We start from the raw sequence: 13,881 nt of genomic DNA, 5'->3' as shown, positions 1-13,881 counted from the left end.
AAATGAATTTTTTTAAAAATATCATTTATTGGAATTTATGTAATAAAAATCAACAGAAAAGGATATTAACTAGACCAGTAATTTTTTTAGATAAAAATATAAAAAAAGATGTAGCAAATATTATAAAAAAAGTAAAACAAGAAGGTGATAATGCTTTAGAACATTATAATTTATTATTTGACAAAATTAAAGTTGATAAATTAGAAATTCCTGTTGAAAAAATTAATAATGCTAAATTTATTATAAAAAAAGATATTAAAAATGCAATCGATAATGCTTTTCATAATATACATAAATTTCATTCATATCAAATATTAACAACTAAAAAAATAGAAACTACATCTGGAGTATATTGTCAAGAAATTTATCGTCCTATTAATTCTATAGGATTATATATTCCAGGAGGAACAGCGCCCTTATTTTCTACAGTATTAATGTTAGGAATACCAGCACAATTAGCATTATGTCAAAATATTATAATGTGTTCTCCTGCACCTATATCTAATGAAATATTATATACTGCTAATTTATGTAAAATTAAAAAAATTTTTCAAATTGGAGGTGCTCAAGCTATTGCTGCTATGGCTTTTGGAACAAATTCTATACCTAAAGTAAATAAAATTTTTGGTCCCGGAAACTCATTTGTTACTGAAGCTAAAAAACAAATTAGTAATCAAAAAGAAAACAATGAAAATACATCTATAGATATGCCAGCTGGTCCATCAGAATTAATGATAATTGCTGATAAATTTGCTTATACTAATTTTATTATAGCTGACTTAATTTCTCAAGCAGAACATGGAGTTGATTCTCAAGTTATTTTACTTACTCCAGAAGAAAAAATAGCTAAAGAAGTAATTAATGGAATTAATAGTCAAATTATAAATTTACCTAGAAAAGAAATAATAAAACAATCTCTTAATAATAGTTATATTATAATTACAAAAAACATCGATCAATGTGTAGAAATATCTAATAAATATTCTCCTGAACATTTAATGATTCAATGTCATGAATATGAAAAAATATTACCTAATATTATAAACGCTGGATCAATATTTTTAGGTAATTGGGCTCCAGAATCAGTTGGAGATTATGCATCAGGAACTAATCATGTATTACCAACATATGGATGTGCTTTAACTTATTCTAGTTTAGGTGTTTCTGATTTTCAAAAACGTATGACTATTCAGGAATTAACTCCACAAGGATTATTAAATATATCTAATATAGTTGAAATTATGTCAAAAACAGAAAAATTAATAGGTCATAAAAATGCAGTTACTTTAAGAAGTGAATTTATTAAAAAGAAATATTTTTTAGATAAAAATAATAATAAATATAAAACTAATATAAATAAGATAGCTAAAAAAAATATTATTAATTTGATACCATATCAATCAGCAAGATTATTAGATAATAGTAGGTTTGATCATATTTTATTAAATGCTAATGAATCACCAATTACACCTATTTTAAAACTAACTAAAAATACATTTAATAGATACCCAGAACCTCAACCAAAAAGATTAATTAAAAATTATAGTAATTATTGTGGTGTAAATGTTGCTAATATATTAGTAAGTCGTGGTGCAGATGAAGGAATAGAATTATTAATTCGTACATTTTGTAATTATGAAAATGATAAAATATTATTTTTTCCTCCTACATATGGTATGTATCAAATCAATGCAGAAATTTTAGGTATAAAATATAATGCTATTAAAAGTTTAGAAAATTGGCAATTAGATTTATATACAATAAAAAAAAATTTAGATAATGTTAAAATTATTTATATTTGTAATCCTAATAATCCTACTGGAAATTTAATTAATGAAAATGATATAATTGAATTATTAGAAATTACACAAGGAAAATCTATTGTTGTTATTGATGAAGCATATATAGAATTTTGTGTAAAATATACAATAGTACATTTAATAGAAAAATATTCTAATTTAGTTATATTAAGAACTTTATCTAAAGCATTTTCTTTAGCTGGATTACGTTGTGGATTTGTTTTAGCTAATGAAGAAATTATTCATTTATTATTAAAAGTTATTGCTCCTTATCCTATTCCAGAACCTGTAGCAGATATAGCAATACAAGCGTTAAATCGTAAAAATTTAATTTTAATGCATAATAATGTTAATAAATTAATTAATAATAAAAAATTATTAGTAGAAAATTTAAAAAAATGTCATGTTGTAAAAAATATATTTTCTAGTAGAACTAATTATGTTTTAACTAAATTTTTTAATTCTAATTATATATTTAAAGCATTATCAAAGAAAGGAATAATAGTAAGAAACCAAGATCATAATATAGGATTATCTAATTGTTTAAGAATTTCTGTAGGAACAAATTATGAAACAACAAGATTAATTTCTATTTTACAAGAATTATCTTCTTATTAAAAGGAAAATATAAAATGCTTAATAAAGTACTTTTTATTGATAGAGATGGAACTTTAATTTCAGAACCTAAAGATAATTATCAGATTGATAATATTAATAAATTAATATTTGAACCAAATGTTATTTTAACTTTATCAAAATTAAAAAAATTTTCTTATTCTTTAGTAATAATTACTAATCAAGATGGATTGGGTACAAAAAATTTTCCTAAAAAAAATTTTGATATTCCTCATAATTTTATGGTTAATATTTTTAAATCACAAGGTATAGAATTTAATGATATTTTTATATGTCCACATTATCTTCAAGATAATTGTATATGTAGAAAACCAAAAACAAATATGTTGAAATCATATTTAAATAATACTTTAGATAAACAAAATAGTTACGTAATAGGAGATCGTTTAACTGATATAGAGTTATCAAAAAATATAGGAATTAAAGGTATTTTATATAATAAAAAAACATGTAATTGGAAAAGTATTTTATTAAAATTAACAAAAAATAATAGATATGCAAGAATAAAAAAAAATACAAAAGAAACTTCAGTTTTAGTTGAATTGTGGTTAGATAAAAAAGGTCAAAGTTTTATTAATACTGGTATTAGTTTTTTTAACCATATGTTAGAACAAATAGCTATACATGGAGATTTTATTTTAAATATTAATGTAAAAGGAGATTTAAATATTGATGATCATCATACTGTAGAAGATACTGCATTAACATTAGGATTAGCTTTATCAAAAGCTTTGAATAATAAAAAAGGAATAAATAGATTTGGATTTCTATTACCTATGGATGATTCATTAGCTGAATGTGCTATTGATCTTTCTGGTAGACCTTACTTACAATATAATGCAAAATTTAATAGTACAAAAATTGGTGATTTTAGTACTGAAATGGTTAAACATTTTTTTTATTCTTTATCATATTCTATGTTATGTAACATATATTTAAAAGTGAAAGGTGATAATGACCATCATAAAATTGAAAGTTTATTTAAAGCCTTTGGTAAGTCATTAAATCAAGCAATTAATATTGTTAACAATAAAATTCCTAGTTCAAAAGGAATATTATAATGAATATTATAATTATCAATACATTTTCTGGAAATTTTTTTTCTTTAAAATCTACTATTAAAAAAATAGGATTTTATGCAAAAATTACTAATAATCCAGATATAATTTTAAATGCTGATAAAATTTTTTTACCAGGAGTAGGATCAATAAATTCAGCAATGAAAAAATTAAAACATGATAATCTATTAAATATTATTAAATGTTGTAAAAAAGATATATTAGGTATTTGTTTAGGAATGCAATTATTAGGAAAATATAGTCAAGAAAATCAAGGAGTTTATACTTTAGGAGTATTTGATATTAAAGTAAATTTAATTCAAAATAAATGTTTACCTATACCTCATATGGGATGGAATACAGTAAACTATATTGATAATCAACCACTTTTTAAAAATATTAAACAGAATTCTTATTTTTATTTTGCTCATAGTTATGCTATGAATATTAATAATTATACAGTTGCTTATAGTAATTATGTTCAATTATTTAGTTCTGTAATCCAAAAAAATAATTTTTTTGGAGTACAATTCCATCCAGAATGTTCTGGAATAAATGGTATTCAATTAATTAAAAATTTTTTAGAAATGTAAATATATGATAATTCCAGCAATAGATTTAATACAAGGAAAAGTTGTAAGATTATTACAAGGTAAATTTAATTCTAAATATAAATATTCTTTTAATCCTTTATTTTATATAAAAAATTATATTAATAGTGGAGTAAAAAAAATACATATAGTCGATTTAGATGGAGCTAAATATCCTAAAAAAAAACAAATTAAATTATTAAAATTTATAATATCTCATATTAAAATACCATTACAAATAGGTGGAGGAATTAGAAATCAAGAAGATATTGATTTTATATTTAATTTAACACCAATATCTCAAATTGTTATAGGATCTTCTGCAATTCAAAATTTTAAAACAGTAAAAAAATGGTTTAAAATATATAATCCTAATAAAATTATTTTAGCTTTAGATATAAAAATTGATATTAATAAACAAAAAATATTATTTATTAATGGATGGCAAAAAAATAGTAATTTAAATTTTGAATTTGTAATAGAAAAATTTATTAATATTGGATTAAAAAATGTATTATGTACCGATATATCTAGAGATGGAACATTATCTGGACCTAATATAGATTTGTATAGTGATATTACTAAAAAATATCCTAATATACGTTTTCAAGCATCTGGAGGTATTCATTCTTTAAATGATATAAGTAATTTAAAAAATAGTGGTGTAAAAGATATTATTATAGGTAAAGCATTTTTAGAAAATAAATTTACTTTTAAAGAGGCTAATTTATGTTGGCAAAAAGAATTATTCCATGTTTAGATGTTTATAATGATAAAGTTGTTAAAGGAGTAAAATTTAAAAATCATAAAGTAGTTGGTGATATTTTAACTTTAGCTAAAAAATATTCACAAGATGGTGCAGATGAATTAGTATTTTATGATATTACTGCTTCTATTCATAATAGATCGATTAATAAAAAATGGATATTACAAATTGCAAAAATTATCAATATACCTTTTTGTGTTGCTGGAGGAATTAAATCAATAGATGATGCATCAAAAATATTATTTTTAGGTGCTGAAAAAATATCTATTAATTCTCCAGCATTAGATAATCCAAATTTAATTACTCAATTATCTAAACATTTTGGTAAACAGTGTATAGTTATAGGAATTGACTCCTGGTATGATATAAATAAAAAAAAATATTATGTTTATAAATATACAGGTGATCAAAATTACATTAAAATTACTAATTGGGAAACATCTGAATGGATTAAAACAGTACAAGAATTAGGAGCAGGTGAAATTGTATTAAATATGATGAATCAAGATGGCATACTAAATGGTTATGATTTAATTCAATTAAAAAAAATGAGAAAAATTTGTAAAATACCTTTAATTGCTTCTGGAGGTGCTGGATGTGAAAATCATTTTTATGAAGTATTTCATAAAAATATTAATGTTGATGGAGCATTAGCAGCATCAGTTTTTCATAAAAATATAATTAATATTAAAAAATTAAAAAATTTTTTATTTAAAAAAAATATAGAGATTAGAATATGAAAATTGATATAAATACATTAAATCAATTAAATTGGACAAAAACACATGGATTAATACCAGCTATTATTCAACATAAAATTTCTGGTCAAGTATTAATGCATGGATTTTTAAATAAAGAATCTTTAAAAAAAACATTAGAACTTAAAAAAGTTACTTTTTTTTCTCGTGTAAAAAATCGTTTATGGACAAAAGGAGAAATAACGGGTAATTATCTTTATGTTAAAAATATTATGACTGATTGTGATAAAGATAGTTTACTTATTTTAGTAAATCCTATAGGTAAAACTTGTCATTTAAATATTAATAGTTGTTTTAAAAATAAAAAAATACCAAAGTATACTTTTTTATATTTTTTAGAAAATCTATTAGAAAAACGTAAGAATAGTAATTTGAATGATTCTTACACTTATAATTTATATAAAAGTGGTACAAAAAGGATATCCCAAAAAGTTGGTGAAGAAGCTATAGAAACTATATTAGCAGTTAATGATAATAATTACCAAGAAATTATTAATGAAACATCTGATTTAATATATCATTTATTAGTTTTATTAAAAAATAAAAATATTAATTTTAGTGAAATTATTGAAAATTTACAAAAAAGAAATAATAATTAATATTGAATAAATTTTTTATATTCAAAATTAATAAAATATTTAATTTTATAGTATATATCGACTAATATCTTCATTTAAAATTAATGTATCAAGGTGTTTACTAACATAATGTTTATCAATAGTAATTGATTTATTATTATATTCAGCAGCGTCAAAAGAAATATCAGACATTAAATGTTCTAAAACAGTATGTAGTCTTCTAGCTCCTATATTTTCTGTTGTTTCATTAACTCTCCAAGCAGACTCAGCTATTCTCTTAATACCATCTGAGGTAAATATTATATTTACTTTTTCAGTAGCTAATAAAGCTTTATATTGAACTGTTATAGATGCATTTGGTTCTGTTAAAATTCTTTCAAAGTCATGAGTAGTTAAAGCTTTTAATTCTACTCTAATAGGTAATCTACCTTGTAATTCAGGAATTAAATCTGAAGGTTTTGATGTTTGAAAAGAACCTGAAGCAATAAATAGTATATGATCTGTTTTTACCATTCCATGTTTTGTTGATATTGTACATCCTTCAACTAAAGGTAATAAATCACGTTGTACACCTTCTCTAGAAATATCAGAAGATGTATTATTACTTCTTCTACAAATTTTATCTATTTCATCTAAAAAAACAATTCCATGTTGTTCTACTGCTTCTATTGCTCTATGCTTTATTTCTTCATTATTAACTAATTTATTTGCTTCTTCTTCTATTAATAATCTAATAGCATTTTTAATTGTTAATTTACGTTTTTTTTGTTTACTACCACTAAAATTTTGAAATAATGATTGTAATTGATTAGTCATTTCTTCCATTCCTGGAGGAGCCATTATTTCAATTCCCATAGGGGTAGTAGATAAATTAATTTCAATTTCTTGATTATTTAATTCACCATTTCTTAATTTTTTTCGTAATTGTTGTCTGTTAGATATAATATTATTATTTTCTTCTTTATTCCAATTAATTTTAGAATTTGGCATAAGTACATTAAGAATACGTTCTTCAGCCATTTCTTTTGCTCTATAACAATTTTTTTTAAATTCTTGTACACGAATCATTTTAATAGCAGAATCTGTTAAATCACGAATAATAGAATCTACTTCTTTACCAACATAACCTACTTCAGTAAATTTAGTTGCTTCAACTTTTATAAAAGGTGCATTTGCTAATTTTGCTAAACGACGAGCAATTTCTGTTTTTCCAACACCAGTTGGTCCTATCATTAAAATATTTTTAGGAGTAACTTCTTGTCTTAAATTTTCATTAAGTTGCATTCGACGCCAACGATTTCTTAATGCTATAGCTACTGCTTTTTTTGCACTATCTTGACCTATAATAAATTTATCTAATTCATCAACAATTTCACGTGGAGTCATAGACATAACAAGTATTTTCCTCATATTTACTTATTTAGATAATAATTTTTCAATAGTAAAATTATGATTAGTATATATACAAATATCCCCTGCTATATTTAATGATTTTTTTACTATTTCATATGCACTTAAACTAGTATTTTCAAATAAAGCTCTTGCAGATGCTTGAGCATATGGTCCTCCAGAACCTATTGTAACGATATCATTTTCAGGTTGAATAACATCTCCACTTCCTGTAATAATTAATGAAGTTATTTTATCTGCAATAACTAATAATGCTTCTAATTTACGAAGTAAACGATCTGTTCTCCAATCTTTTGCTAATTCTACAGCTGATTTTGTTAAGTTACCTTGATACATCTCTAATTTCTGTTCAAATAATTCAAATAAAGTAAAAGCATCAGCAGTACCACCTGCAAAACCCGCTATTACTTTATTATTATATAACTTACGAATTTTTTTAACATTACCTTTCATAATAGTATTACCAAGAGTAGCTTGACCATCACCACCGATAACAACATATCCATTTTTTCTTACACTAACAATCGTTGTCATAAATTATCTTCAATTATTTTTAACAATTTTATAAGAATAATAAATTAATTTTATTTTAGTAAATGTGTTATTCTTTATAAATAAATTTTAAATTTTTACTCAAATAGTAAAATATTTCTATTTATTTTGATATTTTTAATTTTAAAAATTGACAATTTATTATAAAATTAATATAAAAATATTTTATTTTAATGTAATAATTAGAATTATTAAATATCTAATATAAAAAAGTTTTTCTAAACTATTTTTTTAAAATAAATTAATGTTAATTATAACATATATTTTATTTAAAACAATAATTTTATATTATTACATGATTATAAGTAGTAATTAATAATGTATAAAAATATTTTAGCAATTGATACTTCTAATGAATATTGTTCTGTAAAACTATCTAAAAATAATAAAATATTTAGTTTAATTAAATTTTGTCCTAACAAACATACAAAATACATATTATCTATGATAAATAATATTTTAAAAGATTCAAAAATAATATTATCAGATATTAATTTATTAGTTTATAATGCAGGACCAGGAAATTTTTCTAGTATGAGAGTAGGTATTACAGTTATTGAAACATTATCATATTCTTTAAATATTAATAAAATAGGATTATCACATTTAATGATGATCGCTGAACAAACATGGATAAACACAGGAATTAAAAATGTTATAACTACAATTAAATATAATAAAATAAATATGTATTTTGCATTATATAAAAAAAATAAAAAAGGATTATGGATTGGTAAAAAAAGTGAATGTGTATTACATAATAATGATTTAATTAAAAAAATATTAAGATTAAAAGGAAAATGGATATTAGTTTCTAATATTGATTATTCTGTAAAATATAAAATAATAAAACTATTAAATAAAAATTTAAAATTAGAATTTATACAAAATTTATCTGTATCATTTAAAGCTATAATTAATATTATTAATAATTTTATTTTAAATAAGAAAAAAATATTTAATAATATTAATTATATTAAAAATATTTTTTAACATTATATTTTTATTATATTTTTATTATATAATTTTTTAGTAATATTTATACTTGTAATTTCATTTATAAAGGTATATTTTACTGATCTATATATTAAATTTAAAATTTAACTTAAAATAATTATAAAAAAGATTATATTATGAACGATTCAGTAAAATTAGATTTATTATCTTATAGATTTAGAGGATTTTATCCTGTTGTAATTGATATTGAAACATCAGGTTTCAATCCTAAAAATAATGCTATATTAGAAATAGGTTTAATAACTCTTAAAATGAATAATGGATGGTTAGAAAAAAATGAAATATTACATTTCCATATTATTCCATTTGAAGGTTCATATATATCTCCTGATGCTTTAGCTTTTAATAAAATTAATATAGATTCTCCTTTAAGAAGAGCTGTAACTGAAAATATAGCATTTAATATTATATTTAATAAAATTTATAATGAAATTAAAAAAAATAAATGTAAAAAAGCAGTAGTAGTAGGTCATAATGCTAGTTTTGATCATAGCTTTATTATGGAAGCTTCAAAACGTATTAAAACAAAATATCATAATCCATTTCATCATTTTGTTACTTTTGATACAACATCTATGAGTGGATTATTATTAGGACAAACTGTATTAGCTAAATCTTGTCATGCTTTAGGTATATCTTTTGATAATAACCAAGCACATTCAGCTTTATATGATACAGATAAAACTGCTGAATTATTTTGTAAATTAGTAAATAAATGGAAAAAGATAGGAGGTTGGCCACCTATTAAATTATATAAAAATTAATTATTAATTTTTAATTAAATTATTTTTTATTAAAATATTATTTAATTCTTTATTACAATACATATGATATAGGATATCATATCCTCCTATTAATTCTCCGTTAATCCATAGTTGTGGGAAAGTTGGCCAATTAGAATATTTAGGTAAATATTCTCTTATATCAGGATTATTCAAAACATTAATATAAATAAATTTTACTTTACATGATATTAAAATTTTTGCAGCTTTATCTGAAAATCCACATTTTGGATTTGTAGGAGATCCTTTCATATATAAAATAACAGGATTATTAGATATTTGTTTTTTTATTTTTTCAAAAGTTTTCATATAATTCTACTCTAATTTATTTTATTAATTATATTTAATTCATAATTTAATATAATTAAATATATCCATTATATTATAAAATTCATTAATATAAAAGTAAATATATAACAATATAAAAATAAATATTTATTGATATAACACAAATAAAATATTATTAAAAAATAAATAATTTTATTAGATTACATAAATTTTAAAAAATTAAAGGTATATGTGTGCAAAAATATTTCATAGAAACAAAAAAATTATTTAATCTTGCTATCCCTGTTCTTTTTGCACAAATAGCTCAAATTTCTATAGGATTTATTAATAATATAATGATAGGAACTTTTAGTAATACAGATATGGCTGTAATATCTATTGGAACTGCAATATGGTTACCTGTAATATTATTAGGACATGGAATATTATTATCTTTAATACCTATTATTTCTCAATTAAATGGGTCTGGTAATCGTATTCATATAGCAAATCAAATTAAACAAGCAAATTTATTAGTGATAATTATATCAATATTTATTATGTTTTTTTTATATAAAATTGGTTATTTGCTTACATTTATACCAAATATTAATAAATTATTAATTTTAAAAACTAATTATTATTTAAAAATTATTTTATGGAATACTCCTGGATATTTATTTTTTCAAGTTTTACGTTGTAAATGTGAAGGTCTATCGTTAACAAGACCTTGTATGATTATTAGTTTTATTGGTTTATTATTATTTATTCCTATAAATTATATTTGTATATATGGTTATTGGATATTACCTAAATTAGGAGGTATTGGAAGTGGATTTTCTGTAATAATAATATATTGGATAATGTTTTTTATTATAAAATTATGGATTTCTAATTCAATATATTTTAATGATATTAAAATAATTAATAAATTAAGTAAACCAAATAAAAATATATTATATCAATTTATTAGAATTGGTTTTCCTATTGCTTTATCTATTTTTTTTGAAGTTACATTATTTACTTTAGTATCTTTATTTATATCTCCTATGGGTATAGAAAAAATTGCTAGTCATCAGATAGCTTTGAATTATAGTTCATTAATATTTGTTTTTCCTTTTGCATTAGGTGTTGCCGTAACTATTAGAGTAGGGCATTGTTTAGGTTTAGGATATAAAAAACAAGCAGTTATAATTAGTTGGAATGCTCAAATTATTGGAATAATTATATCTATTTTTACTTCTTTTATTAGTATTTTTTTTAGAAAAAATATTGCATCTTTATATAGTTCTAATCAAGAAATAATTTATTTATCTTCATATTTAATTTTATTATCAGGTATTTATCAATTATCAGATTCTATTCAAGTTATAGGATGTGGTATATTAAAAGGATATAAAGATACAATTGCTATTTTTTTTATTACTTTTATTTCTTATTGGATTTTAGGATTTCCTATTGGATATATTTTATCAGTTACTAATTGGATTGTTTCTTCACCTATGGGACCTTCAGGATTTTGGATAGGTTTTATTATAGGTTTGACTTCATCTGCTATATTAATAATATATCGTATTATAAACATACAAAAACTTCTAAATTAATTATTTTTATGATATTATTACTAAAAATTTTATGCGTTCTTAGCTCAGTAGGTTAGAGTATCATTATGACATGATGATGGTCAGAGGTTCGAATCCTCTAGAACGCATAAATTATTTTTTTAAATTAATTATATAAATAAAAAATATTTAAAATAGTTAATATTTTTAATAAAAATTATTTTAAAAACTAAATCTTAATTAATTTTTAATAATTATTATAAATAATTATTTTTTTAATATTATTATTAAAAAATAATGATAAAAAAATTAATATGTTAATTAAAAAATAATTTATGATTACAAATAATCTATATAAATTAATAAAATTAGGTATTTTAAAAATAAAAGAAAAAATTTATAATTTAGGTTTAGATAATAATAAATTTAAATATTTAATATAATTAAACTTTTTTAAAACAAAGTCATAATTTTATTACTAATAATAAAAAAGATTTAGAATAATTACTTATTTAACATTAGTAGAAAAATTTTAAATATAATTTTTAATACTTTATTTAAAAAATTTAAAATAGCTATGAGTTAATATATATTAATTTTTTAAATGTACTAAATTTAGTATAAATAAAGATATATTAGAAATAAAAAAATATTATAAGTAATTTCTATTAAAATATCATATATTTTTATATTATATAATAATAATATATATAAAATTAAAAATTTATTATTTAATATTTGTATTATATTTAATCTTTATAAATTTTTATTTAAAAATATTAATATAATTTATTACTAATATTTAAATATTATTTCCAATATAATAAACAAAAATTTTTTTTACCTCTACGTAATAATGTAAACTGATTAAATATTTTATTTTCTTTAGTAAAATAAAATAAAATATTTGTTTGTTTTTGATTATTTATATAAATTGAATTAGATTCAATCATATTTTTTGCATGACTACGAGAATTAGCTAATTTACTTAATATTAAAACTTCTTGTAAAGAATAATTTTTATTGTCTAAAATAATATTTTTAATTCCATTATGTAATAATATATCAAAATCATTTTTAGATAAATTATTTAATTTTTTATAAAAAATATAATTAGTAATTTTTTTAGCAGATTCTAATTTATTTTTACCATGAACTAAACAAGTCATATATTCAGCTAATATATTTTGAGCACTATTTTTTTTTATTGAATTATTATTAGATTTTTGTAAATCTTCAATAATATCTATTTTTATAGAAGTAAACATTTTTAAAAAATTATAAACTAAACTATCATCAATATTTAACCAAAATTGAAAAAAATCATATGGACTAGTTTTAAGATGATTTAACCATATTGTTTTATTTTCTGTTTTTCCGAATTTAGTACCATCATTTTTAGTAATTAATTGATTAGTTAATCCAAATACTTGTTGTTTATATAATTTTTTTATTAAATCAATTCCTGAAATAATATGTCCCCATTGATCTGAACCTCCGACTTGTAACTTTACATCAAAATTTTTATTAAGATAAGCAAAATCATAAGATTGTAATAAATTATATGAAAATTCAGTAAAAGAAATTCCTTGTATATTTTTATTTATTCTATTTTTAATAGATTCTTTATTCATCATTTGATTAATATAAAAATATTTACCTATATCTTTTAAAAAAAATAAAATATTCATTTTACTAAACCAATCATAATTATTTACTATAATTGCACTATTAGATCCACAGTTAAAATCTAAAAAATTTTTTAATTGTAAACTAATTTTATTAATACATTTATTTATAAAATGAATTGTTTGTATTTTTCTTTTTTTTAATTTAAAACTAGGATCACCTATTAGTCCTGTTGCACCACCTAATAAAACAATAGGTTTGTGCCCTAATTTTTGAAAATATCTTAATGTAATTAAAGGTATTAAATGACCAATATGTAAACTATCAGCGGTAGGATCAAATCCACAATATAAATTAATATTTTTTTGCATTAAAATATTTTTTAAATTAATTTTATCTGTTATTTGATTAATAATATTACGATATTCTAATTTTTGTATTAAATCTATTTTATTATTTTTACTTATAATCATTAAT

The 13,881-nt window shown here is 20.2% G+C and carries 13 protein-coding genes, 1 tRNA gene and 1 pseudogene; 11 read left to right on the top strand and 4 right to left on the bottom strand.

Features of this window, described 5'->3' with window-relative positions:
* Nucleotides 1–2: 2 nt before the first annotated feature.
* The 7 genes and pseudogenes from hisD to hisIE all read left to right on the top strand — a co-directional run.
* Nucleotides 3–1,313, top strand: a pseudogene (hisD, locus tag GJT83_RS02475) (histidinol dehydrogenase); the annotation flags it as partial.
* Nucleotides 1,302–2,417 carry a histidinol-phosphate transaminase gene (hisC, locus tag GJT83_RS02470; RefSeq protein ID WP_281348858.1) on the top strand — a complete coding sequence of 372 codons (1,116 nt, stop codon included), beginning with the start codon at nucleotides 1,302–1,304 and terminating at the stop codon, nucleotides 2,415–2,417. The pseudogene hisD and the gene hisC, both read left to right, overlap by 12 nt.
* A gap of 14 nt (nucleotides 2,418–2,431) precedes the next feature.
* Nucleotides 2,432–3,496, top strand: coding sequence for a bifunctional histidinol-phosphatase/imidazoleglycerol-phosphate dehydratase HisB (hisB, locus tag GJT83_RS00650; RefSeq protein WP_168892539.1), 1,065 nt, complete (start codon nucleotides 2,432–2,434; stop codon nucleotides 3,494–3,496).
* Nucleotides 3,496–4,086 (top strand): imidazole glycerol phosphate synthase subunit HisH, encoded by a 591-nt coding sequence (hisH, locus tag GJT83_RS00645; RefSeq protein ID WP_168892538.1) that lies wholly within the window; start codon nucleotides 3,496–3,498, stop codon nucleotides 4,084–4,086. Before hisB ends, hisH begins: the two co-directional genes overlap by 1 nt.
* A gap of 4 nt (nucleotides 4,087–4,090) precedes the next feature.
* Nucleotides 4,091–4,843 carry a 1-(5-phosphoribosyl)-5-[(5-phosphoribosylamino)methylideneamino]imidazole-4-carboxamide isomerase gene (hisA, locus tag GJT83_RS00640; protein WP_168892537.1) on the top strand — a complete coding sequence of 251 codons (753 nt, stop codon included), beginning with the start codon at nucleotides 4,091–4,093 and terminating at the stop codon, nucleotides 4,841–4,843.
* A complete protein-coding gene (gene hisF, locus GJT83_RS00635) occupies nucleotides 4,813–5,589 on the top strand; it encodes an imidazole glycerol phosphate synthase subunit HisF (RefSeq protein WP_168892536.1) in 777 nt (258 codons plus the stop codon). Before hisA ends, hisF begins: the two co-directional genes overlap by 31 nt.
* Complete coding sequence (gene hisIE, locus GJT83_RS00630; RefSeq protein ID WP_168892535.1) at nucleotides 5,586–6,206, top strand: bifunctional phosphoribosyl-AMP cyclohydrolase/phosphoribosyl-ATP diphosphatase HisIE; 621 nt, start codon at nucleotides 5,586–5,588, stop codon at nucleotides 6,204–6,206. Before hisF ends, hisIE begins: the two co-directional genes overlap by 4 nt.
* 45 nt (nucleotides 6,207–6,251) lie before the next feature.
* On the opposite strand, the gene hslU is transcribed toward hisIE, so the two are convergent.
* The gene (gene hslU, locus GJT83_RS00625; protein ID WP_425482441.1) at nucleotides 6,252–7,577 is read right to left on the bottom strand and encodes an ATP-dependent protease ATPase subunit HslU; all 1,326 of its coding nucleotides are present in this window, start codon (nucleotides 7,575–7,577) and stop codon (nucleotides 6,252–6,254) included.
* Nucleotides 7,578–7,601: 24 nt separating this feature from the next.
* Entirely contained in the window at nucleotides 7,602–8,129 is a 528-nt protein-coding gene (gene hslV / locus GJT83_RS00620; RefSeq protein ID WP_168892534.1) for an ATP-dependent protease subunit HslV, read from the bottom strand.
* A 336-nt stretch (nucleotides 8,130–8,465) separates the two neighbouring features.
* Here hslV and tsaB point away from each other — a divergent pair, with 336 nt between their 5' ends.
* The gene (gene tsaB / locus GJT83_RS00615; protein WP_168892533.1) at nucleotides 8,466–9,140 is read left to right on the top strand and encodes a tRNA (adenosine(37)-N6)-threonylcarbamoyltransferase complex dimerization subunit type 1 TsaB; all 675 of its coding nucleotides are present in this window, start codon (nucleotides 8,466–8,468) and stop codon (nucleotides 9,138–9,140) included.
* 140 nt (nucleotides 9,141–9,280) lie between these two features.
* Nucleotides 9,281–9,928 carry a ribonuclease T gene (gene rnt / locus GJT83_RS00610; RefSeq protein ID WP_168892532.1) on the top strand — a complete coding sequence of 216 codons (648 nt, stop codon included), beginning with the start codon at nucleotides 9,281–9,283 and terminating at the stop codon, nucleotides 9,926–9,928.
* A gap of 3 nt (nucleotides 9,929–9,931) precedes the next feature.
* On the opposite strand, the gene grxD is transcribed toward rnt, so the two are convergent.
* Complete coding sequence (gene grxD / locus GJT83_RS00605) at nucleotides 9,932–10,255, bottom strand: Grx4 family monothiol glutaredoxin (protein WP_168892531.1); 324 nt, start codon at nucleotides 10,253–10,255, stop codon at nucleotides 9,932–9,934.
* Between the two features lie 212 nt (nucleotides 10,256–10,467).
* Here grxD and GJT83_RS00600 point away from each other — a divergent pair, with 212 nt between their 5' ends.
* Nucleotides 10,468–11,817, top strand: coding sequence for an MATE family efflux transporter (locus tag GJT83_RS00600; protein WP_168892530.1), 1,350 nt, complete (start codon nucleotides 10,468–10,470; stop codon nucleotides 11,815–11,817).
* A gap of 33 nt (nucleotides 11,818–11,850) precedes the next feature.
* A tRNA-Ser gene (locus GJT83_RS00595) sits at nucleotides 11,851–11,924 on the top strand.
* Between the two features lie 660 nt (nucleotides 11,925–12,584).
* On the opposite strand, the gene tyrS is transcribed toward GJT83_RS00595, so the two are convergent.
* Nucleotides 12,585–13,877 (bottom strand): tyrosine--tRNA ligase, encoded by a 1,293-nt coding sequence (tyrS, locus tag GJT83_RS00590; RefSeq protein WP_168892529.1) that lies wholly within the window; start codon nucleotides 13,875–13,877, stop codon nucleotides 12,585–12,587.
* Nucleotides 13,878–13,881: the final 4 nt, after the last annotated feature.

Origin of the sequence: Enterobacteriaceae endosymbiont of Plateumaris pusilla (assembly GCF_012562765.1) — a bacterium.
Taxonomy (GTDB): Bacteria; Pseudomonadota; Gammaproteobacteria; order Enterobacterales; family Enterobacteriaceae.
The sequence above is the reverse complement of the archived record's forward strand: the minus strand, read 5'-3'. Positions and strand labels throughout refer to the sequence as shown.

Excerpts from the sequence above, each read along its gene's own strand:
- hisB (WP_168892539.1), top strand. The coding sequence starts at position 2,432 with ATGCTTAATAAAGTACTTTTTATTGATAGAGATGGAACTTTAATTTCA.
- hisH (WP_168892538.1), top strand. The coding sequence starts at position 3,496 with ATGAATATTATAATTATCAATACATTTTCTGGAAATTTTTTTTCTTTA.
- hisA (WP_168892537.1), top strand. The coding sequence starts at position 4,091 with ATGATAATTCCAGCAATAGATTTAATACAAGGAAAAGTTGTAAGATTA.
- hisF (WP_168892536.1), top strand. The coding sequence starts at position 4,813 with ATGTTGGCAAAAAGAATTATTCCATGTTTAGATGTTTATAATGATAAA.
- hisIE (WP_168892535.1), top strand. The coding sequence starts at position 5,586 with ATGAAAATTGATATAAATACATTAAATCAATTAAATTGGACAAAAACA.
- hslU (WP_425482441.1), bottom strand. The coding sequence starts at position 7,577 with ATGTCTATGACTCCACGTGAAATTGTTGATGAATTAGATAAATTTATT.
- hslV (WP_168892534.1), bottom strand. The coding sequence starts at position 8,129 with ATGACAACGATTGTTAGTGTAAGAAAAAATGGATATGTTGTTATCGGT.
- tsaB (WP_168892533.1), top strand. The coding sequence starts at position 8,466 with ATGTATAAAAATATTTTAGCAATTGATACTTCTAATGAATATTGTTCT.
- rnt (WP_168892532.1), top strand. The coding sequence starts at position 9,281 with ATGAACGATTCAGTAAAATTAGATTTATTATCTTATAGATTTAGAGGA.
- grxD (WP_168892531.1), bottom strand. The coding sequence starts at position 10,255 with ATGAAAACTTTTGAAAAAATAAAAAAACAAATATCTAATAATCCTGTT.
- tyrS (WP_168892529.1), bottom strand. The coding sequence starts at position 13,877 with ATGATTATAAGTAAAAATAATAAAATAGATTTAATACAAAAATTAGAA.